Origin of the sequence: Oceanobacillus jeddahensis (assembly GCF_000750635.1) — a bacterium.
Taxonomy (GTDB): domain Bacteria; phylum Bacillota; class Bacilli; order Bacillales; family Amphibacillaceae; genus Oceanobacillus; species Oceanobacillus jeddahense.
In genome coordinates, this window is the sequence record NZ_CCDM010000007.1 from 65,022 (window position 1) to 91,808 (window position 26,787).

Sequence of the window (26,787 nt, forward strand, 5' to 3'; positions counted from 1 at the left end):
GATATTCTTTCACTAGCTATTAATACCCGCGTTCATGTTGATAGAGATTGATCGATGGCGTTTCTCCATTCACATAACTTTTTAAATTTGGTATAAATATATCTTCAATAACACGCTGATTATAAAACTCTGTTGCTCCCGCAGTATGTGGTGTTAAAATAACATTTTCCATTTCCCAAAGCGGACTGGAATTTTCTAATGGTTCATTTTCAAATACATCCAGACCAGCACCAGCAATTTCATTATTCTGAAGCGCCTCGATTAACGCTTTCTCGTCAACAATCGCACCGCGGCCTATGTTAACAAAGAAAGCATCTTCTTTCATCTGCTTAAATTGTTCCTCACCTATCAGATGATGCGTATCCTCTGTTAATGGTAAAGTAACAACAACATAATCACTTTTCGGAAGCACTTGGTCTAACTGGTCAGGCTGGTACATTTCATCAACGTTATCGACAGCTTTTCCGGAATGGCGGACTCCAAGCACCTTCATCCCAAAAGCTTTTGCGATTTTAGCTGTTTCTTGTCCTATTTTTCCAACTCCAAGAACTGCTATTGTCTTGTTATGAATTTCGCCCCGAAGGCCAGCATGATGCCACACCTTTTCTTGCTGCTGTCTAACATACGTATGAATTAAGCGTGTAAATCCCAAAATATACGCAAAAATTGTTTCGGAAATAGGATAGCTATGTACTCCATTAGCACTTGTCAGTTTAATGTCCTTTTCCACAATTTTATCCAAATTTAAGGAGTCAACGCCTGCACTCCAGGATTGTACCCACTTTAGATTGCTGCTTTCCAAGTACGTACGCTCTTGATCTTTTTGCCAATTAACAAGAATTTCTGCTTTTTTTAGAATGTCATCAGAAAGCTCTTTTCCGACATATACCTCCCAATCTGGAGCAATTTCCTTAATTTCTTTGACATACTTATCCTTTAAATTTAAATGAATTGCCATTGTCCGTTTCGCCATATATCCTCCTGCCCGACACCATTTTTCCTTTATAACCGATGGTATCCTTCTTTTTGTAATAGTTATATTTATCTTAGCAATTGCTTATCAATATCGCAACGACTGCGCATTCTTTGTATTTTTGCAGCACTAGTAATACAATTATGATCGGAGCTTATATGTTCAGAAACACTACTAAAAACGGAATCATTGTCGTTGATTTCGAAAGGAGAAACAATCATGACCGCAATTCAATTACCAAAGGCAGTTCAGGAGCTGCTGGAAAATAATAAAAAACAAACAACAGATCGTGAGGAGCTCATTCGTTCCGGCGGATACCTCCCTCCTAGTGAAGAATTATTAATTGATGCGATTGTTGCCTTAAGCATGGGCAAAAACATTTTATTAAAAGGACCGACCGGAGCAGGAAAAACAAAATTTGCAGAAACACTTTCCTCTCTTTTTGAGCGTCCTATGTACAGTGTAAACTGTTCTGTAGACTTGGATGCTGAAAGTTTAATGGGGTTCAAAACACTTGCTTATGAAGAAGAGAAGCAAACGATCCAATTTGTCCCTGGGCCAGTTACTAATGCAATGAAACAAGGAACTTTTCTTTATATCGATGAAATTAATATGGCTAAGCCGGAAACATTACCATTGATTAATGGTGTTTTAGATTACCGCCGGACAATTACCAATCCTTTCACTAACGAAATCGTTACAGCGGTAGAAGGCTTTGGCGTAATTGCAGCAATTAACGAAGGTTATATTGGAACAGTTCCTTTAAACGAAGCACTTAAAAACCGCTTTATCGTTATTGATGTGCCTTATATTCAAGGAGAACAATTGGAACAATTAATAGCTGATACCACCAACCTGGCAGATAAGCAGCTAATCGAGCGTTTTGTTACGTTATCTAACGATCTCATTACAGCAGTTAGCCAAGGAAAGTTAGCAGAAGACGCTGCTTCCATCCGCGCCTTGCTGGATGCTTGTGATCTCTCGACGTACCTGCCGCCTAAACGGGCTATTTTACGGAGCATTGTTGATAAACTGGATGAAGATCGTGAGAAAGCATTTGTAGAGAATTTAGCAGACACATTATTTTAATTAAAGAGGAAGTTCCAAAAGGAGTAACTTTGATATGTATCGATTTCACCAAACAAAAGTTGACACCCATTTATTTATGCAATTGCAGGATCTGACGACTGTTTTAGCTAAAAATGAACAGCTGCAATTCGAGTCCAGCTTTGGTTCCTTTATTGATGTAGTAGAAAACAAAGTAACAGCCAGCCGTTTTTGGGACCGGCTCCCCTCAGAAACACAGGAAGCCGGAGCTAAATCAGATGTTATCCTGCGAACATTAGGTACGATGCATCAGACAGATGTAAAAAACCTGCAGCAATTTAAAGAGGATATACAAGATTCCCTGCTTCCCAGATTCGCTATACAACTATTGACTTTATTAGAAGATATTCGTTTAGAGGATGCCATTCGCAAAAAACGACCTGGTACAAAGCAACATTTCGCTTATCGGCAACAATATTTCCACCATTATTTCACCACACAGCTGCAGTCTAATGTTACACGCAGTTATGCGACAGATGAAATATTTTGTATGGTTTATTTACAACTATTTGCCAACCAGCCAGATCCAAGCTTTCCCCGCGTGAAAGAAAAACAATTGGATATGCTGGACCGTTTAAAACCGTATTTATACAGCGTCTTTGAAACAAGACATACACGTGATAATATTTCCTTAACAAAAAAAATTGTACAGAAAATGCAACAAGCAGGCTACACGGATTCGATTCATGAATACTTTATTCTGCCAGTCGGACACGTGGAGGCGTATGAAAAAAATACACTATTTGATGAATTAACACGCACCGATCCACTGGTAAATGATGATCAACAAGAAGAAACAAACGAAGAAAATGAATACTTTGATGAGACTTTCTCTACCTGGCATCGGGAAAATAAAAATGATGACCGCAAGCAAAATTTTCTGCAATTCGAATTAGAACAAGGAACCAAAACCTCCATGCTTGGCAGTGGAGCTCGTGAAACAGAGGATGGCGATCAGGCTATGGCTGCGATTCAGGGAGCTTCAGGTCAAAGTAAGCAAAATGATTATTCAGATAAAGAAACGTTAACGAAAGAAGAAAGTTCTTCTGAAAACAGCAGCGGATCAAGCTTTGGTAAAGAAAATGAACATGCACAAATGTTTACCGAATATGCAGAAGTCCCTACAACAGATGAGGAGCTGCAGTACCGGGAGTTTGTGGAGGAAATTGATCCTTATAAAAGAAAACTGGCTAAAACCATTCAATTAACGTTGGAGCATAAACAAGATGCACCTCGGACAAATTTATTGTTTGGCCGGCTCTCTAAAAAACTGCTCCCTGTCTTTTTAGAAGATTCTCCACGTGTATTTTATAAAAAAGAACAAGAATCCAAGGAATTTGATGCTGTTTTTACCTTATTAATTGATTGTTCCGCTTCAATGGAGAATAAGATGGAAGAAACGAAACGCGGAGTAACCTTGTTTCATGAAGTATTGAAAGAATTGCGCATCCCGCATGAAATTATCGGTTTTTGGGAAGATGCAAATAAAGTTAGTGAAAACTATCAGCCAAACTATCTCCAATATATCCAAACATTAGAAGATTCCCTGTATAAAGAACAAGGAGCTAAAATTATACAGCTGGAAGCACAAGAGGATAATCGAGATGGTTTTAGCATCCGTCATGTTACCAAAAAATTAATTAATCGAAATGAGAAAAATAAATTTCTGCTGGTCTTTTCCGATGGACAGCCGGCAGCTTCCGACTATGATCAGAATGGTATTGTGGATACGTATCAAGCTGTAGCCAACGCTCGAAAGCATCAAATTGATGTAGTTGGAATGTTTCTCGCAAACGGACAGATTGAAGAGAATGATGACACGATGATGCAAAATATCTACGGGAAAGAACGGATTATGGTTCCAGATGTGAGTGCTCTGCCAGAGCATTTCACCCCTCTGCTCAAACGCTTATTATTGAAGGCACTTTAATCACGTAAAGGACAGCATTTCATGCAAATGCTGTCCTTTTTAATAAATACAAATATATATTATTTTTCTGAATTTAACTCAACTTTCGCACCTTAAAAAGAAACTTCCTTTCTATAGAAACAAGAGTTGATTGTTCCTTCGATAACTAAGAATAGCAAGATATATATGCTTATTCTTAGGCGCGAAAGTTGAGAATCAAATATTCATACTAACATTTTTTATATAGTTATTATTGCACTTCCATATGCAAGTCGCCTGTTTTTGCCCAGCCTTTCATGCGTAACGCTTGATATGTCATAACGGAAATAATTGCCGGTGTGATGACACCAACTACAATATACATTATTAAAACGCTGATACCTTGATTGGCTAAAATATTTAAAGGTGCAATAAAGGAGTTTAACCCTAAACCGGCAAGTTCATAAGGTACTTCAAAATCAAATATTAAAATAGCTATTGGTGCACATATAATCGATGATGCGAACGGTCCGATAACTAAGCGCGGATTCTTAACAATGTTCGGAACCTGCACTTTTGGTGTTAAGAAGAACTGGGCAATGTTCGCACCTAAATTGTTTTGTCTTATCGACATGGCTGTAAACCCTACAAATTGAGCAGTACAACCAATTAAAGCAGCAGCACTTGATACGGGATCAAGCTGCAACGCAATGGCTATTGCTGCAGAGGATGCAGGTGACATTAAAAAGATGCTCCAAATTAATGAAATAACGATAGCTGAAACAAATGGTGAGCCTGTAGTTGAGTTAGCAATTATCTGACTAATCCGCTCAAGTAAAGGTGTTGTTACAGCAGCTAAACCTACTCCAGCAACGCCACCGACAAAAATAGAACAAAATGGAATTGCCATCATATCGAGTGATGTCTTCCCTGTTACACGCTTCCCAACCCATGTAGCAATAACCGCAGCCAGAACTGCACTAATCGGTTGTCCTGTAATTAACGTCCACTCTCCATTCGTCATGGATAATGCATTCGCACCAACTGTACTGGAAGCCATCGCTCCAAAAATAACCAATGTATTTCCCCCAAGCTGATAAGCTATTCCAGCACCAATCGCTGGAGCCAGCATCAGTTGAGCAGCGTTACCAATTAATAGAAAACCTTCCCACCCTGTAAACGTTCCGATTGTTTCAATTAACAATCCAATACCAAGTGTCACTAATACGGCATTTGCCAACCCTTGTGACGCTTTGTACATTCGATCAATTATGTATTTCTTTGTTGATTCTTTCACTTTCTTTACCTCCTAAAATTTTTCTTTCATTCCTTTTCTTTGAATTAGTGGGAAATGTTATTCAATTCTAAATAGAAAGTGCTACTCATAATAAACCTATTTTTTATCCAAGTCAATCATAATTTTTACTGCATGTTTAGTCATCAAATAATCCGTGAACGATTTTGGTTGTTTCCGAATGAATTTAATGGTATTATAAAATCAAGAGGTGAAGATCATGCTAACAGATGAACGCCATCAATTTATTTTACGTCGCCTAAATGAAAGCGGTGTAGTTAAGTCTGTTGATTTAATCGAGAGCCTTGACTGCTCCGAATCCACTATACGTAGGGATCTCGCGTATTTGGAAGAAAAAGGCCTCCTCTTACGAATACATGGAGGAGCAAAATTAAACGCTACATTTGGAGCAGAATTAACGTATCAGGAAAAAACAGTCAAAAACAGTCAACAAAAAAAGAACATAGGGAGGTATGCCGTCTCACTTTTAGAAGAGAATGATGTCATTTATTTAGATGCAGGTACGACTACACTGGAAATGATTCCATTTCTTACAGATTCGTCGATTACCGTTGTTACAAACGGTATTGCCCATGCTTCAATGCTTGCAGACAGGCAAATTGAAGCTTACCTCGTAGGCGGTAAATTAAAGCATTCTACAAAAGCGATGGTAGGCGCACCTAGTCAACGTTCTTTAATGAATTATCAATTCACCAAAGCCTTTCTCGGTGTAGATAGTATTGATATGACCTATGGCTGTACAACACCAGATCCTGAGGAAGCATCGATGAAACAATTAGCCATTGAACGGGCTTCAGACACTTATTTTCTTGCAGATGATAGTAAATGGAATAAAGTCAGCTTTGCAAAGATATGTGATTTTTCCGATGTAACGTTTATTACAAATAAAATATCCACCATACATCAACCGTATTTAAATCACACAACAATTTTGGAGGTAGATTAGATGATTTATACCATCACATTAAATCCATCGATCGATTACATTGTTCCTGTCGATAAAATAGAGTTAGGCGGGCTAAGTTATATGGATAATGACTATAAGCTCCCCGGCGGAAAAGGGATTAATGTGTCGAGAATATTAAAAGCACTCTCAACAGATTCTGTAGCGCTTGGATTTGTAGGTGGCTTCACAGGTAAATTTATTGAAGATGTTTTAAACGAATTAGACGTTCGTACAAATTTTGTAAATATCAAAGAAGATACACGCATCAATATCAAACTTAAATCGGATCAGGAAACAGAAATAAATGGACGCGGCCCTGCTTTATCAGATGAAGAAGTTACCAGGTTCCTGAAACAGTTAGAAGAGGTGAAAGAAGGAGATACAGTCATTTTATCCGGAAGCAAGCCTCCATCTCTGCCTGATAATTTCTATGAACAGCTCATTCAAAAAGCAACAAGCCAAGGTGCCGAGTTTGCAATTGATACAACCGGAGCTGCGCTTGAAGCATCTTTAAGCTATAAGCCGTTATTAGTGAAGCCAAATATTCACGAACTTGAAGCATTATTTCATGTGAAATTGAAAACAAATGAAGAAGTGATAACTTACGGAAAAAAACTCTTAGAAAAAGGAGCTAAGCACGTTATTATTTCCATGGGTGGAGATGGCGCATTGCTTATCACGGATCGGGGAAACTACAGAGCAGAAGCACCTGAAGGAAAGCTGATTAATTCTGTCGGCGCAGGAGACTCTATGGTTGCAGGATTTATCAGTTCCTTCTTAAAGTCAAATGACCCGGTCGAATCGTTTAAAACAGCTGTCGCCTCTGGCAGCGCAACGGCTTTTTCTGAGGATTTAGCTACCACAGAGGCCATTGAAAATCTACGCTCACAAATTCAAATAGAAACTATTTAATCTCACGATAGAAAGGATGAGAAACATGCAGGTTACTGATTTATTAAAAAAAGATGTCATGCTCTTAGACCTTCAAGCTTCTTCTAAAGAAGATGTTATTGATGAAATGATTGCAAGTCTTTATAAACACAATGTATTAACCGATCAAGCATCGTTTAAAGAAGCTATTTTAGCCCGGGAAGAGCAGTCCTCCACCGGTCTTGGTGATGGTATTGCAATGCCACATGCCAAAACAGCAGCAGTGAAAGAACCTACTGTCCTATTCGCTAAAAGTAAAACAGGAATTGATTATGATTCCTTAGATGGACAACCTGCCCACCTCTTCTTTATGATCGCTGTTCCTGAAGGTGGAAATGATACACACTTGCAAACCATCGCAGCGTTATCCCGCCTTTTAATGGAACCAGATTTTACTGGTAAATTAAAGGAAGCAGGTACTCCAGATGAAGTACAAGCTCTTTTTGCTGAAGCAACGAAAGAAGAAGCTCCGGAAGAGGAGAAAAACGAAGAAACAAATGAAGAGATGAAAGTAACCGACTTATTGAAAAAAGATGTGATGCTTTTAGATCTTCAAGCATCATCAAAAGAAGATGTTATTGATGAAATGATTGCAAGCCTTTATAAACACAATGTATTAACGGAGCAAGCATCCTTTAAACAAGCTATATTAGCCCGGGAAGAACAATCCTCTACCGGATTAGGCGATGGCATTGCGATGCCACACGCTAAAACAAAAGCAGTGACAGAACCTACTGTATTATTTGCAAAAAGTAGAAATGGAGTAGATTATGATTCCTTAGATGGTCAGCCTGCTCATCTTTTCTTTATGATTGCTGTTCCTGAAGGTGGAAATGATACACATTTACAAACGTTAGCAGCCCTTTCTAAGTTATTAATGGAACCAAGTTTTGTGGCAAAATTAAAAGAAGCGGCTACTCCTGATGAAGTACAGCAGCTCTTTCTTGAGGCAACGGCGGAAGATTCTGAAGAAACGGATGAAACAAATGCATCTGAAGCAGATCCGTCAACAAGCAGTGATGAAAAACCATTTGTAGTTGCTGTTACAGCATGTCCTACCGGTATCGCACATACTTACATGGCAGAGGATGCCCTGAAGAAAAAAGCAAAAGAAATGGATGTAGATATTAAGGTAGAGACAAATGGCTCAGATGGCACGAAAAATCATTTAACAGATGAAGATATCAATCGTGCTTCCGGCGTTATCATTGCTGCCAGCAAAAAAGTTGAAATGGCACGATTTGATGGTAAGCATGTTGTCGAGCGCCCGGTTGTAGACGGTATTAAAAAAGCAGAAGAGCTCATTACAAAAGCATCTAATCAAGATGCACCCATATATCATGCCTCAGGAGAACAATCCGGGGACGATGAAGAATATGAGAAACAATCTGCTTGGGGTAAGATTTATAAAGATTTAATGAACGGGATTTCCCATATGCTACCATTTGTTATTGGCGGCGGAATACTATTGGCTATCTCCTTCCTGTTTGAAAGGGCACTGGGAGAAGAATCAGAAGTCTTCCTTTTCTTTAACAGCGTGGGAGACACAGCATTTAGCTTCTTAATTCCGATTCTTGCTGGTTATATCGCCATGAGTATTGGTGACAGGCCGGGACTAATGCCTGGTATTGTAGCAGGTATGATGGCAGATAACAGTGACGCCGGTTTTATCGGCGGTCTTATCGGCGGTTTTGTAGCAGGTTACTTGATTGTATTAATCAAACACTTATTAAAAAATCTACCGCAATCTTTAGCAAGTCTTAAACCGATTTTATTATACCCTGTGTTGGGACTGCTCGCTACCGGGGTAGCAATGTACTTTGCGATCGGACCGATTTTCTCAACCCTTAATAGTTTTATCCTCAACTTCCTTGAAGGCCTTGGGACAGGAAATATCGTCCTGCTTGGTATCCTTCTCGGCGGCATGATGGCTATCGATATGGGCGGACCATTTAATAAAGCAGCTTACACTTTCTCGATCGGTATCTTTAATGATACAGGAGAGGGCGCATTTATGGCAGCAGCAATGATTGGCGGGATGGTACCTCCATTAGCCATCGCTCTGGCAACAACGATCTTTAAAAATAAATTCACTGCAGATGAGCGCAAATCCGGAACAGCCAATTATATTATGGGACTCTCCTTTGTTACAGAAGGTGCTATTCCATTTGCGGCGGCAGATCCATTGCGTGTAATTACCTCGTCTGTTATCGGTGCAGCAATTGCTGGAGGATTGACTCAATTCTTCCATAGTACCATTCCAGCACCACATGGCGGTATTTTCGTTGTTTTCTTAGGCAATGCATGGTGGTTCTTCTTACTATCATTACTTATTGGTACAGTTATCTCAGCGTTAATACTTGGTATATGGAAAAAACCAGTTTCCAAATAAGAAAGAATCAATACCTGGATTTTCAAGGGGAGAGTTCGACAAATGTTGAACTCTCCTCTTTTTTAATAAATAAAAAGCTCTGGCACAATTGCTATACCAGAGCTATTCATTATATCGAAACTATTTTCTCTTGTAATTTTTATGGTTAACTACTGTTTTAATCGGTTCTCCAGTAGATGGATGATTTCCGATACGGACAATAACAGAATTCTCACGGATAATAAGCACTTCTGCTTTCTTTCCTTTATATTCTCCACGAACAATACTGATCGTTTCACCGACTTCTGCAATATCTTCCGGCTTCACCGGTTCTTGTTCTAAATTTTCTTCTTCCATGTTTTAACCTCCCTTAATTCGTAACGGACTAGTAATTTACCTCATTCATCGTACCATAAGTGTATAAGGAATCATATTTTTTTTCAAAAGAAACGCTAAAAATTTATTTCCGAGCTCGAATCTTATATAATCAAGGTACTATAAGGAGGATTTGTTATGAACCTTGTTTTTGAGCCAAAATGGGATAAAGCCCTTCCCGATACGGACCGACAAAAAATCGAGAAGAAATTTCAAAATATAGTGCCATCCGATTTAGATGATAAATCAATTACATTCACCCCTTTATGGCAAGCAAGAAATCATCGGTCAGATGTATTGGTTACTGTTTTGATTAATAACTTTAGCGGACAAGCATATTCATTTGATAATTCTATATTAGAATATGTAGAAGATGATACTGTTAAAGCAATACAAAAGTTCACTTTAGAAAGAGTGTTGGTCCCTCCGGACTCTAGTATGCCTTGGACTTTTATCTTTCCAAAATCCAGTCTTACTAGTAACTCCATTAATCTAGACGGCAGTTTAAAGCTGCACAAGCGTCTGTAATTTCTCCTTATTAAATGTAGATAAAAATCAAATGATGACGAGGGGAAAACGAAAAAACGTCACCATATTTCAAATTAAATGAAGGATGTGTCTCACCAGGTTAACAAACGAATCCTTTGAACTAGGTTTCGTTTTATAAATAGTATATTACTTGGATATTCATGCATATGTAGGTACTTTTTCTTTTTTAAACCAGGATATAATTATCATTTTTCATTAAGAAATGGTTACAACATTTAAATTCCTACAATCGTATGCTATATTTGAAGATGGGATTTCATCATCAACAAGTTTAAAAATTCATATCCTTATATAAAAAACAATTTCGAATCATTTTGTCGAAACCCGTAAGTTATAATCAAGACTCAAGATCGTATAATTATTCATTTTTATTGACATCACGAAAATACTCACTCAAACGACAGGAGATGATAATATTGAGTATAACACCAACTTCGAACTCAACTTTGAATTTTATTGACGCATTTACGCTATCAGAAAAAACGAATTTGAATATTTCTATCCTATCTTTACGAGATTTAGATGATTTTCAGCTTGGTTCATCCAATATACCAGATCTAATTATGATTCCAATTTATCAATACAACGATATCACACGTATTCTTGAACAGGAGCAGTTAAAAGACGTTAAAACTGCAATTATCCTGCCTAATTTGAATATGAAAGATATTATCCGCTTATATGAATTTGATATAGATGGATACTTTGTTAAAAATATGAGTTTAAATGAAATCATATCAGGAATCCGTTTCATTAATGAAGGATGCATTTATGTTTACCCCGAGCTAGCTAAGGAATTGCACGACGAGTTTTTAACTCTATCTTCTACATTACAGTCCCGTCCAGAGGGCCTTCTTACCAAACGGGAATGGGATGTTTTACTTGAAATATCCAGAGGAAACAATAATGAAATTATCGCCAAAAACTTAGAAATCTCCGATAAAACGGTGAAAAATCATGTAACAACCGTTTTACGAAAGCTCAACGTAAATGACCGGACAAATGCGATGCTTTTAGCATATCGAAAAGGCTGGATATAAAACGAAAGCTTCACTCAGTGGGAGTTTTCAACGCACAACTGTTTACGATGGGACGAGTAACCGCAAAAGCTCTTCGGTGGGACGAGTAACCGCAGTCCCAGTCCCAGGACGTCGCGAACTTAGTCTGCTGTTCTTTTCCAACTGAGTTAGCCTAATTGATTCAGGGAGTTAGCTCACCTGATCTCCCGCCTAAATAAATTTATTTTACGCTCTATTTGGAGGCGGGAATTTTACGGTCGGTTCTCCGTGATAAAAAAATAATGAAGCAAAACGAGAAGCCTATGAAATAAATAGACTTCTCGTTTTTATATCAAAATACAGCTCGCAATTTCGCCAGCATTTTGATATTAACCTCTTATGTGATTAGCTACCTTGGGATAATTCAGTTTGTACTTGTTGAATTTCTTGAGGACTTGCTGTCTGCCCAGGCTGGTAATAACCATGCTGCAATGCATATTGATACACTTTTAATTGACGCGCTTCATCCTTGTTTCTTAGTTCCACAAATTTTTGGCGCAATGCAGGATTATTTGATTCAGAAATATAACCAGCATAACCTTTCAGACTTGCATTCAGACCGTTTAAATAATCATTTACCATCTCTTTATCCTGAAACATTTTTTATCACCCTCCTATTGTAAAAATGACATTAATTGTTGCTGTGCATTGCGAGCATCTTGCGCATCAAATTGCAGAATAGATTTAAACTCCGGATCTTGTGCCTGTTCAGCATAAGCCTCCAGCTTATTCACAATCATCCCATGCTCTCCAATAACTTTACGCAATGTCTCTAATTCCGTTTGCGTTAATTGGCTCATCAGACAAACCCCTTTCCAAAATTAATCAAAGTTATTATGCCCAATGAATTTATTTATATGCCTTTAGGTGGGTGTGATAAAGAAATTTTTTACTGCTTTTCTTTAATTAAAACGAATTAAATCTGAATCCAATCTTTATATTCTTCCATATCAAGCACATCTATCGATCCTGACCAATGCAAAACAGTTCCAATAAAATCTGGAATATCTAATTCTGACACCTCATATACTTCTCCATTATTTACGGTAGCGGTAGCATCCTCTATAAATACAACTTTGAAACCTCTATCATATGCAGCAATTGCTGTAAATAAACAACAAAATTCTGTGTTAAGGCCAATAATAATAAGCTCGTCCACTTTATATGCCTGACACTTTTCCAATAAATCTGTTTGGTAAAAGGCACTGGGAGTTTCTTTTTGAATTATTTCTGTAGCATATTTTTTTAAAGGCGGATAAACCTCTGCACCCTTTCCCTCAATATAGAACGGATCTTCTCTATTTTCGCTAGTATGTTGCATAAAGAAAACAGGATAATTCTGATTTGAAAAATCCTCTAGCACCGTTTCCATATTTTTTACACGTTGCCCCAGGTCATACTGTTCATTAATCAGTGCTTTCTGCATATCAATTGCTAATACTGCCTTCAACGTAACTCCCCCAATGATATTTAAATTTTTTAATTTGTGGAAGCTGGATATACCATTGGAATCAACTCCTTTTGTTTTTAAATTCCACTTTATTTTTCTAATTCCTGCTTTTTACCAAAAAAAAGAGTTTCCTTATATCGGAGAACTCTTTTCATCAACTTATTCTTTCATATTTTTATATTTTACGGATAATAAGTCATATGCTTTTTTTCGTTTTGATAATACTCCATCCGGTCTTGAAGCATTCCAGTATGTAATTCAAACTTATGCCCGTCAAAATCTGAAAAATAAAAGATGATTTACTCCTTGAACCTGCATCAAAATCCTCCTGTTTTCAAATTTCTTTTATTAAACTTTTAACTTCACTACATCACTTGCAGGTTTTGGATCATATCCGTAGATTTCTTTCTGCTTGTAAGAATGAATTTCTTCATAAATGGTTATCATATAATCTAATAATTGCTCGTCTGTTTTCTCTTGTTCATCCCAGTACATGATATCCAGATCTATTTCTGAATGAGATACCAATGCCTGAAACTGGTAAGAGATGTTTCCTGACACCTTGAATCCTTCCCGAAAATAAAAACGCAAACGTTTCTCCGTATCTACATTATTCTCATCAACAGGCTCTACTTCCAAAATAATCGTCTTCCGTTTATCTTTCAGCTGCTGAATCAGCTTTTTACCTATCCCTTTTCCGCGGGCTTTCTCAGAAACCCATAAGAAATCAATAAAAATAAATTCGGCATACTCCGCATACATCATAATATGCAAATCACTTTCATCTTTATAATAATGGTCCGATTTGTCTTTCAACAAAGCTTCTATTTGTTCTTTTGCTTTCATTTCTTCCACTGGGAAATATTCATTTAATCGTTGAAACCAGTCCACTATAAAACCTCCTGAAATAAATTACTTTCTTTATTTTATAACAGGAAAGCAAGAAAATCATCTCAAGTATGTTATTGCCTCTTCTACCAACATTATATAAATCAATGTTATAACTAAGATAATACTTGTGATTTCGTAATTTGTTATAAAGAATGTTACTATCTCTTGTAAATTATTTTGATGAATCATTACACTTTTACAAAACCTCCAAATAAGGAAACAAAAATAAGACTTACAGCGCCAACTGCCAACGCTGCAATAAACCCGATATAAAACGGCTTCAGTCCCATCCCTTTAAAATTTTTAAAGTTAGTTGATAAACCAACACCTGCCATAGCAATACCAAGCAGATATGTCGTTCCAAATGAACTTAGACTAGTGTAGATAGATTTCCATGTGTTTTCAGTAAATATACCAAAAGAAACTCCCGAACTTTCTAAAGTTGCATCCCCAATGGTACGGATAACAGAAAGAATCAAAAATCCAATTACAAATAACGGAATAAATGTATACCATTTCGGTACTTTATCCTTTTCGATGTTATCTTGACCCGATTCTTTCCTTTTTTGATAAAAAAATAAATAAGATACAAGCGGAATAATAGCAATAATAAACAAATTTCTTGTCAATTTTGTTACTGTTGCCGTTTCAATGACTGCCGGATTATGAAAGAGCTGGTCATAAAACGAAACTTCATTCAGTGGGAGTTTTTCGACGCACAACTCTTTACGATGGGGCGAGTAATCGCAAAAGCTCTTCGGTGGGGCGAGTAATCGCAGTCCCAGTCCCAGTCCCAGGACGTCGCGAACTTAGTCTGCTTCCTTCATTCTCCTACTGAATTAACCTAAGTGATTCAGGGAGTTAGCGCCCGTTATCTCCCGCCTAAATTAATTTATTTTCGCTCTTTATTTTGTGGCGGGAGTTTTACGGGCGGTTCTCCGTGATAAAAAAAACTATCTGACCTAACATATCCATAACAGGTTCTAATGCAACTTTATTAATATATCTAAAATTTACGTATCGGATATCCGATACGTAAATTTTAGATGCTAGTTTATTCCTTTCCCCACACCTCATAATCCAAATGTTTATATTTATCAAGGTAGCGGGTTGGCATTTGCAGTGCATCTCTCCGGAATGGAGGTGCTAATTGTGTTCCGTCAACATAAATATTGACAACTGCTGGTTTTTTCGAGTCTAATGCTTCCTTTATAACCGGGCCAATTTCCTCTGCTTTTTCAACTGTATATCCTGATGCTCCCATTGACTTAGCTACTTCTGCAAATTCCGGCGCTTCAATATCAGATCCAACGTAGCGATCATCATAATAATCCACTTGATTTTTCTTCTCTGCTGCCCATGATTTATTATTAAAAACGCAAGCTACTACAGGGATATTTTGCTCTACCGCTGTACTAACTTCATGTAAGCTCATCCCCCAAGCACCATCACCAATAATTGCAACAACTGGTGCATTAGGATCTGCCAGCTGTGCCCCAAGCGCTGCCGGGTATGCAAAGCCCGTATTTCCAAATGTTAAAGCAGCAATGTGACGTCTCGTTTGATTAAACTTTAAATAAGCATTTGCTGTAGAGGAAACATTTCCAATATCTGTTGAAATAATCGTATTCTCTGGTAGTACTTCGGTCAACTCCAATAAAGCACGGCGTGGATTAATAGGGTTTCCATCCTTCATTGCCAAATCTACCAATTCTTTCTCCCATTCTTCTTTCACCTCTTCAACTTCTTTTAATCTAGCTTGATTTTCTACGGTATTTGGTACCTCTTCCACTAATTTTTCATATAATGCTTTTGTTGCTGCATTTGCATCACCAATAATTCCAACTTCCACTGGATGTGTTCTTGCAATATTTCTTGGATTAATATCAACCTGAATAATTTTAGCATTTTTAGGGAAATAATCAATATCATAACAAGGCAATGTCCCAAATACAGACAAGCGTGTTCCTATGGCCAGTACCACATCCGCTTTTTGAAGCGTATGCATCGCTGCTTTAGATCCCATATATCCAATTGGACCTACAGCCAATGGATGTTCTGCTGGGAAAGCATCATTATGCATATATGATACAGCAGCAGGGATCGTTAAATGTTCAGCAATTTGTTTAACTCTTTCTATCCCATTGGAATCAACTGTACCTCGTCCAGAAATAATCACTGGATATTTCGCATTCTTTAATAAGTCTACTGCTTTATCTAATAGTACAGGATCTCCACTTCCCCGGGAATCCACACGGTATTGATAAGGCTGTAAAATTTGGTCTTCAAGTTCGCCATAGAATAAATCACGCGGAATATCATAAAGGACTGGACCACGTTCTGCATAAGCTATCCGGAAAGCTGTACGTAAACAATCTGCAACTCTGCTTTTATGCGTAACTCTTACTGTTTCTTTTGTAATTGCTTGGAAAATAGATACTTGATCAGCTTCCTGAAATCCATCCAAGCCAATTGTTGGTGTACCTGCTGATGGTGAAATAATCACCATTGGTGTATGTGCCTGATTTGCAGCCGCTACTGAGGTCACCATATTGGTAATCCCTGGTCCATTTTGACCGATAATAACTCCGGCAGTACCAGAAACACGTGTATAGGCATCGGCCATATGAGCTGCGCTTTGTTCATGTCTTACTGGTAGGAATCTAATTCCTGCTGTTGGAAATAAGTCGAGCATATCCATAAAGGCTGATCCAACAATACCATAAACTTCTTTTATCCCTTCTGCTACCAGTGTTTCAACAATTGCTTCACTCGGTGTCATCTTCATTTTTTGATTTGTCACCTGATTTAAATCTAAAGATTGCTTTGCCATCGTAATTCCTCCTTGTATCATTATATTTAAAAATTAAACGAACTTAATAACGCTTTATATTAAAACGAATGAATAAACCTCTTTGGATACCATAATTTTGCAAACACCCCCTTTTTGAATCTCTTTTAAGAATTTATTTAGACACTTTTTAGATTAGCAAAGTGTTATTACAATCGAAGCTCCCCCTTTTTCTTGGTCATCCTATATAACTCTTCTATAAACAATTCTGCAGTAGATTTTAAAACCTGGTTTTTTCCGTAAACTGTATAAAAAAATCGATAGAAGGATACCTCCTTTATTTTATAAGCTGTTAGTAAATGAAGCTTCTGTTCTTTCTTTATTGCACTTTTGGAAGTGATAGAGACACCTAATTTTGCTTCAACCGCTGCTTTAATTGCCTCTGTACTTCCTAACTCCATTACAATATTCAATTCTTCTTCCTTTACATTTAACTGATTTAAATATTGATTTACTACAGCTCTTGTCCCTGACCCCTTTTCTCTCACAATTAACGGCAACGCTTTCAATTCATTCATTGATATACTAAGTTTTTCAGATGGAAGAGACAGCGGGGAAGCAATGAGAATTAATTCATCCTCTAAAAACGATTCAATAACGATTTCACTGTCATCTATCGGCGTTTCTATCAAACCAACATCCACACGTTGATCCTTAATATTAGAAATAATATTATTAGAATTGGTAATATCTACTTTAATCTGGATAAGAGGGTACATGTCTTTGAATTTTTTTAGAAACTCAGGCATGATATACTCTCCAATTGTAAAACTACACCCAATACTTAATTCTCCATGAACGATATTATCTATTTCTGTAATCTCTTTACGAGCAGTATCATTTAACCGGACGATTTCTTTGGCATGATTCATCAAAATGAAGCCGGATTGAGTTAAACTTACTTTCTGGGTAGTTCTTTCAAATAATTTCGTATTCAGTTCTTCTTCCAAAGCTTTAATCTGTGCTGTAATAGTAGGCTGGGTGACAAATAATCGTTTTGCAGCTTCTGAAAAACTCTTTTTTTCAGCAACAACTATAAAGGTTTTTAGTTTTTCATAGTTCATATTCTCCCACCCCATTCATTATTATAGACATACTGACATCACGACCAGTTCAAATAAATATTTTATTAAAAATAAGTTTCCTCCTCACCAAAAATTAATTTTTTGCTAAAATTTTCTTTGATTATACTTGTTTAATTACTTTTTTCTTTTTTAATTTTTCAATTAAATCTAAAAATAACTTTCTTATATCTGATTTTGTGGGGACAATGCGATTCGTTAAAATACCATTACCCTCCAAAGCATCTTGCGCTAATAAATCTATGTTGTTTTCTAGTTCCTTAAGATGAATATATTTTAATGCGTCTTTCCAAATTTGAAATTCATCACAATAGTTCTCAATTATTCCTATTGATTGTTCAGCCAGTTCATATACATCTTTACTTGCATCCGCTCCTAATGCAACCGCAATTTGCGCATATCTTTCCGGTGATGCCTGCAAACCAAAACGCATTACTAATGGCAATAAAATTGCTACACTTAGCCCATGAGGGATATGGAATCTTGCTCCTAAGGCTCTTCCGGCAGCATGTGCTAAATTGGTTGAAGCATTAGAAAATGCAATACCCGCATAAGAACTGGCTAAAAGCATTTCCTCCCTGGCTTTCATGTTCATGCCATCTTGATATACAACTGGTAAAGATCTACCTGCAATTTGAATTGCTGTTAAAGCATATTGATCCGTTGCTATGTTGGCTTTTGTGGATACAAATGCTTCAATTGCATGCGTTAAAGCATCTATTCCGGTATATGCCGTAAAATTCTTTGGCAGGCTGCTTGTTAAAGCTGAATCAAGTATTGCTGTATCTGGGATTAAATCAGAATGTCCCGGATTCATTTTAATCCCTTTTTCGGTATCTGTTATAACCATAACCTTTGTTGCTTCTGATCCTGTTCCAGCAGTGGTTGGAACTGCAATTAAAGGCAGCCTGTCTAAGCTTTCCTGTTTTGGGATTGCATCCCAATCCATTTGAGGATTCTTATAAAAGAGAGCTGCTGCTTTCGCAATATCGATAGCACTCCCTCCCCCAACCGCAGCAATTCCAGTAATCGTTTCTTTATTTGCTATTGTTAAAGCAGCCCGCAAATGCTGTAAAGATGGCTCACCTCGATAATCAGAAAAGAATGTCACATCGATATGTTCTTGTTTTAATCTCTCTTTAATCTTATCATCATAATCTAATGGAGAGAGTGTTAAAAAATGATCTATTACAACCAACAAATTTGTTATATTTCTTTTTTTAGCACTTTCACCCAGCTTCTCCAAACTATTTTCACCAATTATAATTTGCTTTGGCTGAAACACCGTATACATAAAAATGCACTCCTTTATGTTTAGTTCCTGATTAACTCCGGAAGCCACATCGTAATTTCAGGAACGTACGAAATAATTAATAGTAAGGCCAACATGGTTAACAATAAATATTTATTTCCTTTAATAATTTCTTCAATTTTTATTTTTGCAGTACTTGCTGCCACAAATAAATTCACACCTACAGGCGGGGTAATAAAGCCGACAGCTAAATTAAATATCATAATCAAACCAAAATGAACAGGGTCAAGACCAATTGCTGTGGCCATAGGTAACAGAATAGGTGTTAAAATAACAATTGCTGCTAACGCTTCTAAAAATAACCCGATAATTAATAAAAATAAATTTAAAAGTAAAAGAATTACAAATCTATTTTCACTTAAAGCAAGGACAGATTCGGCAACAATTTCTGCTACTCTTTCTAATGTGATTAACCGTCCAAATATACTTGCCATAACCATTAACATGATAATAATTGACGAAGTAACCCCTGCTTTAACAAGACTGTTATAAACACCTTTTAAACCCAAGTCTTTATAGACAAACATACCAATAATGATTCCGTAAGCAGCTGCCACAGCTGCAGCTTCAGTAGGGGTCATCAATCCACCATAAATCCCACCTAAAATAATGACAGGAACCAATAGGGCAAGTTTGGCATCCCAAGCTGCTTTTGCTGAGCGGTTTAAATTAAATGTTTTGCGTTCCCCCTGCCAGCCATTCTTTTTAGAAATAATATAAACTACCAGCAAGAGTAATAGTCCAGTAATAATACCGGGGAAGATACCAGCGAGAAATAACTGAGAAATAGATTCTTGTGATACTACTCCGTAAATAACAAGCGGGTTACTAGGAGGGATAATGACCCCGATTGTTCCTGCAGTTGCCACAACGCCTGTAGCAAATCCGGCATGATAGCCTTGTTTAATCATGGCAGGAATTAATAATGTCCCGATAGCAGCAACCGTTGCGGGTCCCGAACCGCTTATCGCCGAAAAAAACATGGAAGTAATAATTGCTACTAATGCTAACCCACCAGGCAGAAAACCTAGAAGCTCATCTGATAAATTCAACAACCGTTTAATAATAGCTCCTCCACCCATAATAATACCGGCAGCAATAAAAAATGGAACAGCCATAATCGGGAAATTATCAATACTTGTAAATGCTGTTTGCGGAAAAAAATCAACCGGTATAGCATCTGTAGCAAGAACTGTTGCTAATGTACTTGCCCCTAACGCAAATGCAATTTGCATACCAATAATAATAAAAAGTATAAAGTAACCGAATAATACCACTGCAATTCCGGCATTATCCAGGAAAGCAATCGGCAGAATCATAACAATAGCAAAAGTAAGTCCAAGCAGTCCTTCTTGAATTGTCATATGTTTCATATCTTTGATAAACATTTGAATCAAGCGAATCATAATTAACGCAAATCCTATTGGTATTGCACTATACGGAAAAGCCATTGGAATTGATAAAGCTGGTGTTGTTTGCTGTGTTTCCATTTGAAAAGATATCAACTGAAACCCGTTCATTACCATCATGTAACTAAAATAAAACATAAATAGCATATTAGCTAAATGAAGTGCTTTTTGAACTGATTTCGGAAACCTGTTAATAATTACGCTAACCTGAATAGATTCTCTTTTGCGTATGGCTAGGCTAGCACCGAGAAAAGAAACGAATATAAATAAATATCTAGATAGTTCTTCTGTCCATGTAGTAATGTTTCCAATATCTAAAAACGGGAGTAAATAACGGTTAATTACTTGTAAATTTATTAGTATAATAAAAATTAGAAACCCTGATACAATAAGTATTTCTTCAAATCGTCGATCAATAAAAGAAAGAAATTTCTTCCAAAAACTTGACGGCTGTTCCGGACTATTATTTGCTTTACCGCTTACTACTGCTTCCACAGCCCCTCCTCCTACTCTTCAAAAATACTTTCTCTAGTTTTATCAATCGTGTCCAGTATAATATCAACGTATTCAGGATCTGCATAACCTTCTCTTACATATTGGTCCCAAACTATTTCCGTTGCTTGTTTCCATTCTAAATATTCTTCTTCCGTCGGTTCGTATATTTCAATACCATAATCGATAAACTGTTGTTTTGCTTCCTCATCTCTTTCTGTTGCAACAACTCTTTGCCACTCCATCGCTTCCTCACCAGCCTCCATAATAATTTCCTGCTGGTATGGTTCCAGTTCTTCATATAAGTCCTTGTTCATAACCAGAATATCTGAACTATAGTTATAATTTACCTCCGCTGCATGAGAAAGTACTTCTTGATGCTTCGAATCCCAAAGAAGCGAATACGTATTTCCCTCTCCATCTACGGTACCTTGCTGCAATGCTGTAAAAACTTCAGACCATGCTACTGGAGTTGGATTGGCACCAAATGCGGTAAAATCAGCTTGTTCAATTCTTGAATTTGTTGTTCTTATCTTCATTCCATTAAGATCGGATGGCTCCTCTATAGGCATCGTATTATTGACAATTTGCCGAAAACCATAGTCTGGAAAGAAAATAACTTTAAACCCTGATTTCTCCATCTCTTCACGAACAATATCTCCCGGCTTTCCATCAATTGCTTTATACACCTCTTCTTTGTTTTCAAAAATGTAAGGTAAGTCCCAGGCTGTAAAATAATTTGTAAAGCTTGTCATATTTGGCGTAGACGAGCTGGCAAAAGCAATACTTCCTCTTTGGGCACTTTCTATTACCTCCCTATCATCTCCAATCAACCCATCATGGTATGTTTCAATGATTATTTCTCCATCTGATTTTTCCTCTACTAATTCTGCAAACTTATCAATTCCTAGTGAAACGGGATGATTCCATGCCTTTGACTGAGCAGCTCTAAGTGTAATTACATCTAATTCTGTTGATCCGGAAAGTCTGGCTAATCTTGCATCACCTAACAAAACCATCGAAACAAATACGAGAGTGACAAGAATCGGGAGAAATAATTTTTTCATAGCATCCTCTCCTTTGATAACGCTTACATAATTGGTAAAAAAGAAACCTTCACTTTATCCTTTATTTTTTTGTAATATTTCTTTTTGTTTTCACTCGAAATGTATACATATCTGGGCGGTATTTTCCGATATAATATTCGATAACATTTCCTTTACTATCTATTATTGTTCTCTCTACTAATAAAACATTAGATCCTTTTGGTATTTCTAAAAACTTTGCTAAATGCTCTTCAATAACGGTTGTTGTTATAAACTGTTCTGCCTCATCAAGCATAATGCCAAGCTCATTTTCAAGTAAGTCATATATTGTTTCTTGATCCAAGTTAAATTCAGCTAGACGCTTTCCAATTGAAATTGGGTAGTAATGCTGTTCAATGGCAACGGGTTTTCCATCAGCATAACGAAGCCTTTCTATCATATAAACCTCATTTTTTAATACACTGATGTGTTGTTCATCAGCAACAAGTTTCTTAGAAGTCAGTAATTTACTTGACGGTATCATCCCCATCCTTCTTACTGTTTCTGTAAAACTGTTTAAAGAAGATAACCACTCTTGAATCGGGGGTCTCTGATTTACATAAGTTCCTTTACCATGCACTTTAATTAACCACCCGCCATTTACCAGCTTTGTTACTGCCTCTCTAACTGTAGTTCGGCTGACATTGTACATATCCATTAATTCCCGTTCACTAGGTATTCTCTCAACATATTCGTGTGTCTTTATTTTCTCTTCCAAACTTTTGCTGAGCTGGATATGTAAAGGTATATATAATGTTTCATCAATCATCTACACGGCTCCTCTATGGTTGTGACATCACTACCAGTTCTCACTATAAAAAATTAAAACATGAATAAATAATCAAATCAATATTTTTTGAAAAATTACATTATTGTAAATTTTAATAAGGCTTATTAGTAAATTTTATTAATCTTTTGAAAGAATTCATAACTGATATTATATGAGGTATTATTACTTTCAACATTATTCTTGGATAACAGTCTTCTTCTCATTTAAAAAGGGATGATGATTTTAATAAATCAACATCCCTTAGATATCCTTCTACCCCTCCAACAACAACACCGCTTCTCCTTCAACAAACTCTCCTGTCCTATTAAAACCGCAATGTTCATACAATGTGATTGCTACATGATTATCCTTCACAGCAGACGTTCGTAATGCTTCTTTCGGATAATCTTGTTGAAAGTCTTCTATAAATTTCTTTAAAGAGGCTTTGCCATATCCTTTACCTTGAAAATCCTTCGCAATCATAAACCGTTCCATCCACCAGGAATCTTTATCATACTCCTCATCTGCCGGATAATAAGAATACATTAAAAACCCAACCATTTCTTCATCATGATAAATAGCATATGGATGTTTTTCGTTCTCTTCGTACACTGCCTCTAAAACAGAATACCAATTTGGAGCTACAAAATCATTTTGATTATCATTCACCTTTAATAGCGAGCATTTCTTATAGTTCGAACTGTCAATTTTCTTAAATGTAATTGTCATCCTCACTCATCCCCTTTAGCTATAGATGATACTTCCATTTTATACTAAAGGTTGGAGTATGGACAGTAATTGCTCAAAGATATCAGATGAATACTATCCGTTCTTTTCTTTTATTTCTTTTTTAAGGTGCTTTAATATCTCCTCAACAGATACACTCTGACTCTGTTTCTCTCCATACTTTCGGACATTGATGGTTTGCTGTTCTTCTTCGTTATCACCAACAACAAAAAGATAAGGTATTTTCTTCATCTGTGCTTCTCTTAATTTCAATCCCAGCTTCTCTCCCCGATAGTCTGTTTCAATACGTATACCAGCTTCCTGGAAAGTTTCCTTTAGCTGGTCTGCATAGGCCTGATGGACAGATGAAACCGGCAAAATAACCGCTTGAACAGGAGCCAGCCATACAGGGAAAGCACCTGCAAAATGTTCGATCAGAATCCCCAGGAAGCGGTCGATCGAACCATAAATAGCCCGGTGAATCACAACTGGACGGACCTTTTCATTATTTGCATTGATATACGTTAAATCAAATTTCTCCGGCATCTGAAAATCAAGCTGCAATGTCGCACATTGATGACTGCGCCCTAAGGCATCTTTGATATGAAAATCAATTTTAGGGCCGTAAAATGCACCGTCTCCTTCATTAACTTGGTAAGGAAGCTCCATCCGATCTAAAACATTTCCTAGAGCTTGCTCTGATAATTCCCAAGCAGCATCATCTCCCATTGATTTCTCCGGCCGTGTAGACAGTTCAACAGCATAGCTGAAACCAAATACGCCATATATTTCATCAATTAAGTGAATCGCCTTTTCCATTTCCGCTTCAATTTGATCTTCACGAACAAAAATATGGGCATCATCCTGACAAAAAGTACGGACACGAAGCAGCCCATTTAATGCTCCGCTGTATTCATGACGATGTACCTGCCCAAATTCAGCCAGTCTGATTGGTAAATCACGATACGAATGGAGTTTCTGTTTATAAATTAACATATGCCCCGGGCAATTCATCGGTTTCAATGCAAAATTGGTATGATCTACTTCAGAAAAATACATGTTTTCATGGTAGTGATCCCAATGTCCGGATTCTTCCCAAAGCTGCTGGTTCATCAAAAGCGGTGTACGCACTTCCTGATAGCCTGCTTTTAGCTGCGCTTCTCTGGAAAAATCCTCAAGCTTCTGACGGACCATTTGACCATTGGGCAAATAAAATGGCATGCCCGGCGCTTCTTCCGAAAACATAAACAACTCCAGCTGCTTTCCTAATTTACGATGATCTCTTTTTTCAGCTTCTTCTAAGAAATGCAAATGCGCCTCTAATTCTTTTTTCTTTGCAAATGCAATGCCATAAATACGTTGAAGCATCTCATTATCGCTATCTCCTCTCCAATATGCACCTGCCAAATTTGTAAGGTGAAATGCTTTTACATAACCAGTAGATGGCAGATGCGGCCCCCGGCATAAATCAGAAAAATCTCCCTGCTCATAAATAGTAATCCGCTCATCATTGGGAATGCTTTTTAACAATTCGAGTTTATAAGGCTGGTTCTGTTGTTTAAAATACGCTTCTGCTTGTTCTAAAGTGAATTCATACGAACGAATCGGAATATTCTCCTGAATAATCTTTTGCATTTCTTTCTCGATTTTCACCAAATCAGCTTGTGTGATCGATTCTCTGCATTTCATATCATAATAGAATCCATGGTCAATCACCGGACCAATTCCAAACTGAACATTGCCTTTTCCGTAAAGATGCTCCACAGCCTGTGCTAACACGTGTGCAGCAGTATGCCGCATAACCTCCAGTCCTTCTTCTGACTCCAGTGTCACTAATTCAATCGCACTCTCTTCAGAAATCGAATAACCAACATCTACCAGTTCGCCATTCACCTTTCCTGCTACAGCCTTCTTCGCTAAACCGATGGATATGTTTTCTGCGATTTCTTTTAATGAAATTCCTTTTTCTACATAGCTCTCTTTTCCATCTGGAAATATAATTTTCACTTCATTTGTCATTTTCTTGATACTCCTTCTCATTTTGTCGTTAGAAAAACTTGGTTGTCACCAAGCCTTTAGGTGACAATCTTAGTTATACTTATGCAGTAAGAAAGTTTACACTTTCTTAACTGCCAAATAAAAAAGCATACACTTCCCTCTATCACAAAGGGACGAATATGCTTCTCCGTGGTTCCACCCAAATTCCCGTCAACCTGATTGACGGCTTCATTTTGCAGTAACGTTGCATGTTTACGGTGTTAGTTGTTACCCTAACACACTCCGAGGTGGTAAATAATCCTTCCTGGTTAGAGAGCTCTCAGCTTTTGCTCTCTTCTCTTTAAACCTTCCAGATAATTCGTGTCCTCTTCATCGTTTTGATGATTCTTATGTTTTATCGTATTAAAAAAACACATCCTCCCCTTCCTAAGAAGGGACGAATGTGTTATCTCCGCGGTTCCACCCAAATTCCCGTCAACCTGATTGACGGCTTCATTTTGCAATAACGCTGCATCGTACGGTGTCAGTTGTTACTCTAACACGGCTCCGAGGTGGTAAATGACTCTTCTTTGTTGGAGAACTCTCACCTTCTGCTCTCCTCTCTTTAAACCTTCCAAGTTATTCATGTCCTCTTCATCGCTTTTCGTTAATAAATTATAGAATATCATACTAAATATTTTTATTTTATGCAAGCTGACTTTTATTTTTATTTTCGAAAGTCCATGAAACGGTCCAGAATTTATCCATTATTAAAAACATCTACTGCCGCCTGGGCTACTTGCATGTCATGCTCCACAGAACTTCCGCTTACCCCAACGGCACCTACGACTTGATCATTCTCTACTAATGGAATACCTCCCCCGAAAACTACAATCCGTCCATTATTTGTGGTATTTAATCCATACAGTTCCGCGTGTGGAACTGTTGCCTCAGCTAAGTTCGAAGTTGGCATCTTCAACGCAACGGAAGTCCAAGCCTTATTTTGTGCGATGTCAATACTGGCCAGCCATGCGTCATCCATACGATGTACAGCCACGAGATTTCCTCCCTCGTTAACAACGGATATAACCATGGAAACACCAATATTTTGAGCTTCTTTTTCAGCACCTTCAATAAGTTTTTTTGCTAGTTCAAGATTCACTTCACGCATCAAGCAATTCCTCCTTATAAAACAAAACTTCATTTAGTGATTCAGGGAGTTAGCTCCCCT

General features: G+C 37.3%; 24 protein-coding genes and 2 pseudogenes. 8 read left to right on the plus strand and 18 right to left on the minus strand.

Annotated features, from left to right (window positions below; translation table 11 throughout):
- Window positions 1–19: 19 nt before the first annotated feature.
- A complete protein-coding gene (locus BN986_RS23010; RefSeq protein ID WP_040984656.1) occupies window positions 20–973 on the minus strand; it encodes a D-2-hydroxyacid dehydrogenase in 954 nt (317 codons plus the stop codon).
- Window positions 974–1,192: 219 nt separating this feature from the next.
- Here BN986_RS23010 and BN986_RS23015 point away from each other — a divergent pair, with 219 nt between their 5' ends.
- Together BN986_RS23015 and BN986_RS23020 are read left to right on the plus strand one after the other, a co-directional pair.
- Window positions 1,193–2,062 (plus strand): AAA family ATPase, encoded by an 870-nt coding sequence (locus tag BN986_RS23015; protein WP_074435739.1) that lies wholly within the window; start codon window positions 1,193–1,195, stop codon window positions 2,060–2,062.
- Between the two features lie 34 nt (window positions 2,063–2,096).
- Window positions 2,097–4,010: a vWA domain-containing protein gene (locus BN986_RS23020; RefSeq protein WP_040984658.1), complete on the plus strand. Its 1,914-nt coding sequence runs from the start codon at window positions 2,097–2,099 to the stop codon at window positions 4,008–4,010.
- A 229-nt stretch (window positions 4,011–4,239) separates the two neighbouring features.
- Here the strand turns inward: BN986_RS23020 and BN986_RS23025 are convergent, their stop codons facing one another.
- A complete protein-coding gene (locus BN986_RS23025) occupies window positions 4,240–5,265 on the minus strand; it encodes a PTS sugar transporter subunit IIC (protein WP_040984660.1) in 1,026 nt (341 codons plus the stop codon).
- A gap of 217 nt (window positions 5,266–5,482) precedes the next feature.
- Here BN986_RS23025 and BN986_RS23030 point away from each other — a divergent pair, with 217 nt between their 5' ends.
- From BN986_RS23030 to BN986_RS23040, 4 genes and pseudogenes are all read left to right on the plus strand, one after another.
- On the plus strand, window positions 5,483–6,229 hold the full coding sequence (locus tag BN986_RS23030; RefSeq protein WP_040984662.1) for a DeoR/GlpR family DNA-binding transcription regulator: 747 nt from the start codon (window positions 5,483–5,485) through the stop codon (window positions 6,227–6,229).
- Window positions 6,230–7,141, plus strand: coding sequence for a 1-phosphofructokinase (gene pfkB / locus BN986_RS23035; RefSeq protein WP_040984664.1), 912 nt, complete (start codon window positions 6,230–6,232; stop codon window positions 7,139–7,141).
- Window positions 7,142–7,166: 25 nt separating this feature from the next.
- Window positions 7,167–7,598 (plus strand): annotated as a pseudogene (locus tag BN986_RS28160) (PTS sugar transporter subunit IIA); the annotation flags it as partial.
- A gap of 66 nt (window positions 7,599–7,664) precedes the next feature.
- Entirely contained in the window at window positions 7,665–9,551 is a 1,887-nt protein-coding gene (locus BN986_RS23040; RefSeq protein WP_040984851.1) for a PTS fructose transporter subunit IIABC, read from the plus strand.
- Window positions 9,552–9,671: 120 nt separating this feature from the next.
- Here BN986_RS23040 and BN986_RS23045 read toward each other — a convergent pair whose 3' ends face one another.
- Window positions 9,672–9,887 carry a DUF2187 family protein gene (locus BN986_RS23045; RefSeq protein WP_040984665.1) on the minus strand — a complete coding sequence of 72 codons (216 nt, stop codon included), beginning with the start codon at window positions 9,885–9,887 and terminating at the stop codon, window positions 9,672–9,674.
- A gap of 156 nt (window positions 9,888–10,043) precedes the next feature.
- On the opposite strand from BN986_RS23045, the gene BN986_RS23050 reads away from it, so the two are divergent.
- Window positions 10,044–10,433 (plus strand): SLAP domain-containing protein, encoded by a 390-nt coding sequence (locus BN986_RS23050; protein ID WP_040984667.1) that lies wholly within the window; start codon window positions 10,044–10,046, stop codon window positions 10,431–10,433.
- Between the two features lie 437 nt (window positions 10,434–10,870).
- Window positions 10,871–11,494: a response regulator transcription factor gene (locus BN986_RS23055; RefSeq protein WP_040984669.1), complete on the plus strand. Its 624-nt coding sequence runs from the start codon at window positions 10,871–10,873 to the stop codon at window positions 11,492–11,494.
- A gap of 363 nt (window positions 11,495–11,857) precedes the next feature.
- Here BN986_RS23055 and BN986_RS23060 read toward each other — a convergent pair whose 3' ends face one another.
- The 15 genes and pseudogenes from BN986_RS23060 to BN986_RS23130 all read right to left on the minus strand — a co-directional run bounded on the left by BN986_RS23060 (window position 11,858) and on the right by BN986_RS23130 (window position 26,727).
- Complete coding sequence (locus BN986_RS23060; RefSeq protein WP_040984671.1) at window positions 11,858–12,112, minus strand: spore coat protein; 255 nt, start codon at window positions 12,110–12,112, stop codon at window positions 11,858–11,860.
- A gap of 14 nt (window positions 12,113–12,126) precedes the next feature.
- Entirely contained in the window at window positions 12,127–12,312 is a 186-nt protein-coding gene (locus BN986_RS23065) for a hypothetical protein (protein ID WP_040984673.1), read from the minus strand.
- A 116-nt stretch (window positions 12,313–12,428) separates the two neighbouring features.
- Window positions 12,429–12,962, minus strand: a complete 534-nt coding sequence (locus BN986_RS23070) for a cysteine hydrolase family protein (protein WP_040984675.1) — start codon at window positions 12,960–12,962, stop codon at window positions 12,429–12,431.
- A 182-nt stretch (window positions 12,963–13,144) separates the two neighbouring features.
- Window positions 13,145–13,252: pseudogene (locus tag BN986_RS26545) on the minus strand (metallothiol transferase FosB); the annotation flags it as partial.
- 58 nt (window positions 13,253–13,310) lie between these two features.
- The gene (locus tag BN986_RS23080) at window positions 13,311–13,853 is read right to left on the minus strand and encodes a GNAT family N-acetyltransferase (RefSeq protein ID WP_040984680.1); all 543 of its coding nucleotides are present in this window, start codon (window positions 13,851–13,853) and stop codon (window positions 13,311–13,313) included.
- Window positions 13,854–14,041: 188 nt separating this feature from the next.
- Window positions 14,042–14,575: a putative sulfate exporter family transporter gene (locus tag BN986_RS23085; protein WP_052401112.1), complete on the minus strand. Its 534-nt coding sequence runs from the start codon at window positions 14,573–14,575 to the stop codon at window positions 14,042–14,044.
- A 332-nt stretch (window positions 14,576–14,907) separates the two neighbouring features.
- Complete coding sequence (gene xsc / locus BN986_RS23090) at window positions 14,908–16,686, minus strand: sulfoacetaldehyde acetyltransferase (RefSeq protein WP_040984681.1); 1,779 nt, start codon at window positions 16,684–16,686, stop codon at window positions 14,908–14,910.
- Between the two features lie 167 nt (window positions 16,687–16,853).
- Entirely contained in the window at window positions 16,854–17,768 is a 915-nt protein-coding gene (locus tag BN986_RS23095) for a selenium metabolism-associated LysR family transcriptional regulator (RefSeq protein ID WP_040984683.1), read from the minus strand.
- Between the two features lie 121 nt (window positions 17,769–17,889).
- Window positions 17,890–19,080 (minus strand): iron-containing alcohol dehydrogenase, encoded by a 1,191-nt coding sequence (locus tag BN986_RS23100; protein WP_040984686.1) that lies wholly within the window; start codon window positions 19,078–19,080, stop codon window positions 17,890–17,892.
- A gap of 20 nt (window positions 19,081–19,100) precedes the next feature.
- On the minus strand, window positions 19,101–21,002 hold the full coding sequence (locus BN986_RS23105) for a TRAP transporter large permease (RefSeq protein WP_074435740.1): 1,902 nt from the start codon (window positions 21,000–21,002) through the stop codon (window positions 19,101–19,103).
- 11 nt (window positions 21,003–21,013) lie between these two features.
- A complete protein-coding gene (locus BN986_RS23110; protein WP_040984687.1) occupies window positions 21,014–22,066 on the minus strand; it encodes a TRAP transporter substrate-binding protein in 1,053 nt (350 codons plus the stop codon).
- 61 nt (window positions 22,067–22,127) lie between these two features.
- Window positions 22,128–22,853: a GntR family transcriptional regulator gene (locus BN986_RS23115; RefSeq protein ID WP_040984690.1), complete on the minus strand. Its 726-nt coding sequence runs from the start codon at window positions 22,851–22,853 to the stop codon at window positions 22,128–22,130.
- A 273-nt stretch (window positions 22,854–23,126) separates the two neighbouring features.
- A complete protein-coding gene (locus BN986_RS23120) occupies window positions 23,127–23,582 on the minus strand; it encodes a GNAT family N-acetyltransferase (protein WP_040984691.1) in 456 nt (151 codons plus the stop codon).
- A 93-nt stretch (window positions 23,583–23,675) separates the two neighbouring features.
- The gene (gene thrS / locus BN986_RS23125; protein WP_040984693.1) at window positions 23,676–25,598 is read right to left on the minus strand and encodes a threonine--tRNA ligase; all 1,923 of its coding nucleotides are present in this window, start codon (window positions 25,596–25,598) and stop codon (window positions 23,676–23,678) included.
- 718 nt (window positions 25,599–26,316) lie between these two features.
- Window positions 26,317–26,727 (minus strand): GlcG/HbpS family heme-binding protein, encoded by a 411-nt coding sequence (locus BN986_RS23130; protein WP_040984695.1) that lies wholly within the window; start codon window positions 26,725–26,727, stop codon window positions 26,317–26,319.
- Window positions 26,728–26,787 lie beyond the last annotated feature (60 nt).

Bases quoted from the DNA above. Each gene is read 5' to 3' on its own strand.
- BN986_RS23010 (WP_040984656.1), bottom strand. From the start codon at position 973: ATGGCGAAACGGACAATGGCAATTCATTTAAATTTAAAGGATAAGTAT.
- BN986_RS23015 (WP_074435739.1), top strand. From the start codon at position 1,193: ATGACCGCAATTCAATTACCAAAGGCAGTTCAGGAGCTGCTGGAAAAT.
- BN986_RS23020 (WP_040984658.1), top strand. From the start codon at position 2,097: ATGTATCGATTTCACCAAACAAAAGTTGACACCCATTTATTTATGCAA.
- BN986_RS23030 (WP_040984662.1), top strand. From the start codon at position 5,483: ATGCTAACAGATGAACGCCATCAATTTATTTTACGTCGCCTAAATGAA.
- pfkB (WP_040984664.1), top strand. From the start codon at position 6,230: ATGATTTATACCATCACATTAAATCCATCGATCGATTACATTGTTCCT.
- BN986_RS23040 (WP_040984851.1), top strand. From the start codon at position 7,665: ATGAAAGTAACCGACTTATTGAAAAAAGATGTGATGCTTTTAGATCTT.
- BN986_RS23045 (WP_040984665.1), bottom strand. From the start codon at position 9,887: ATGGAAGAAGAAAATTTAGAACAAGAACCGGTGAAGCCGGAAGATATT.
- BN986_RS23050 (WP_040984667.1), top strand. From the start codon at position 10,044: ATGAACCTTGTTTTTGAGCCAAAATGGGATAAAGCCCTTCCCGATACG.
- BN986_RS23060 (WP_040984671.1), bottom strand. From the start codon at position 12,112: ATGTTTCAGGATAAAGAGATGGTAAATGATTATTTAAACGGTCTGAAT.
- BN986_RS23065 (WP_040984673.1), bottom strand. From the start codon at position 12,312: ATGAGCCAATTAACGCAAACGGAATTAGAGACATTGCGTAAAGTTATT.
- xsc (WP_040984681.1), bottom strand. From the start codon at position 16,686: ATGGCAAAGCAATCTTTAGATTTAAATCAGGTGACAAATCAAAAAATG.
- BN986_RS23095 (WP_040984683.1), bottom strand. From the start codon at position 17,768: ATGAACTATGAAAAACTAAAAACCTTTATAGTTGTTGCTGAAAAAAAG.
- BN986_RS23100 (WP_040984686.1), bottom strand. From the start codon at position 19,080: ATGTATACGGTGTTTCAGCCAAAGCAAATTATAATTGGTGAAAATAGT.
- BN986_RS23110 (WP_040984687.1), bottom strand. From the start codon at position 22,066: ATGAAAAAATTATTTCTCCCGATTCTTGTCACTCTCGTATTTGTTTCG.
- BN986_RS23115 (WP_040984690.1), bottom strand. From the start codon at position 22,853: ATGATTGATGAAACATTATATATACCTTTACATATCCAGCTCAGCAAA.
- BN986_RS23120 (WP_040984691.1), bottom strand. From the start codon at position 23,582: ATGACAATTACATTTAAGAAAATTGACAGTTCGAACTATAAGAAATGC.
- thrS (WP_040984693.1), bottom strand. From the start codon at position 25,598: ATGACAAATGAAGTGAAAATTATATTTCCAGATGGAAAAGAGAGCTAT.
- BN986_RS23130 (WP_040984695.1), bottom strand. From the start codon at position 26,727: ATGCGTGAAGTGAATCTTGAACTAGCAAAAAAACTTATTGAAGGTGCT.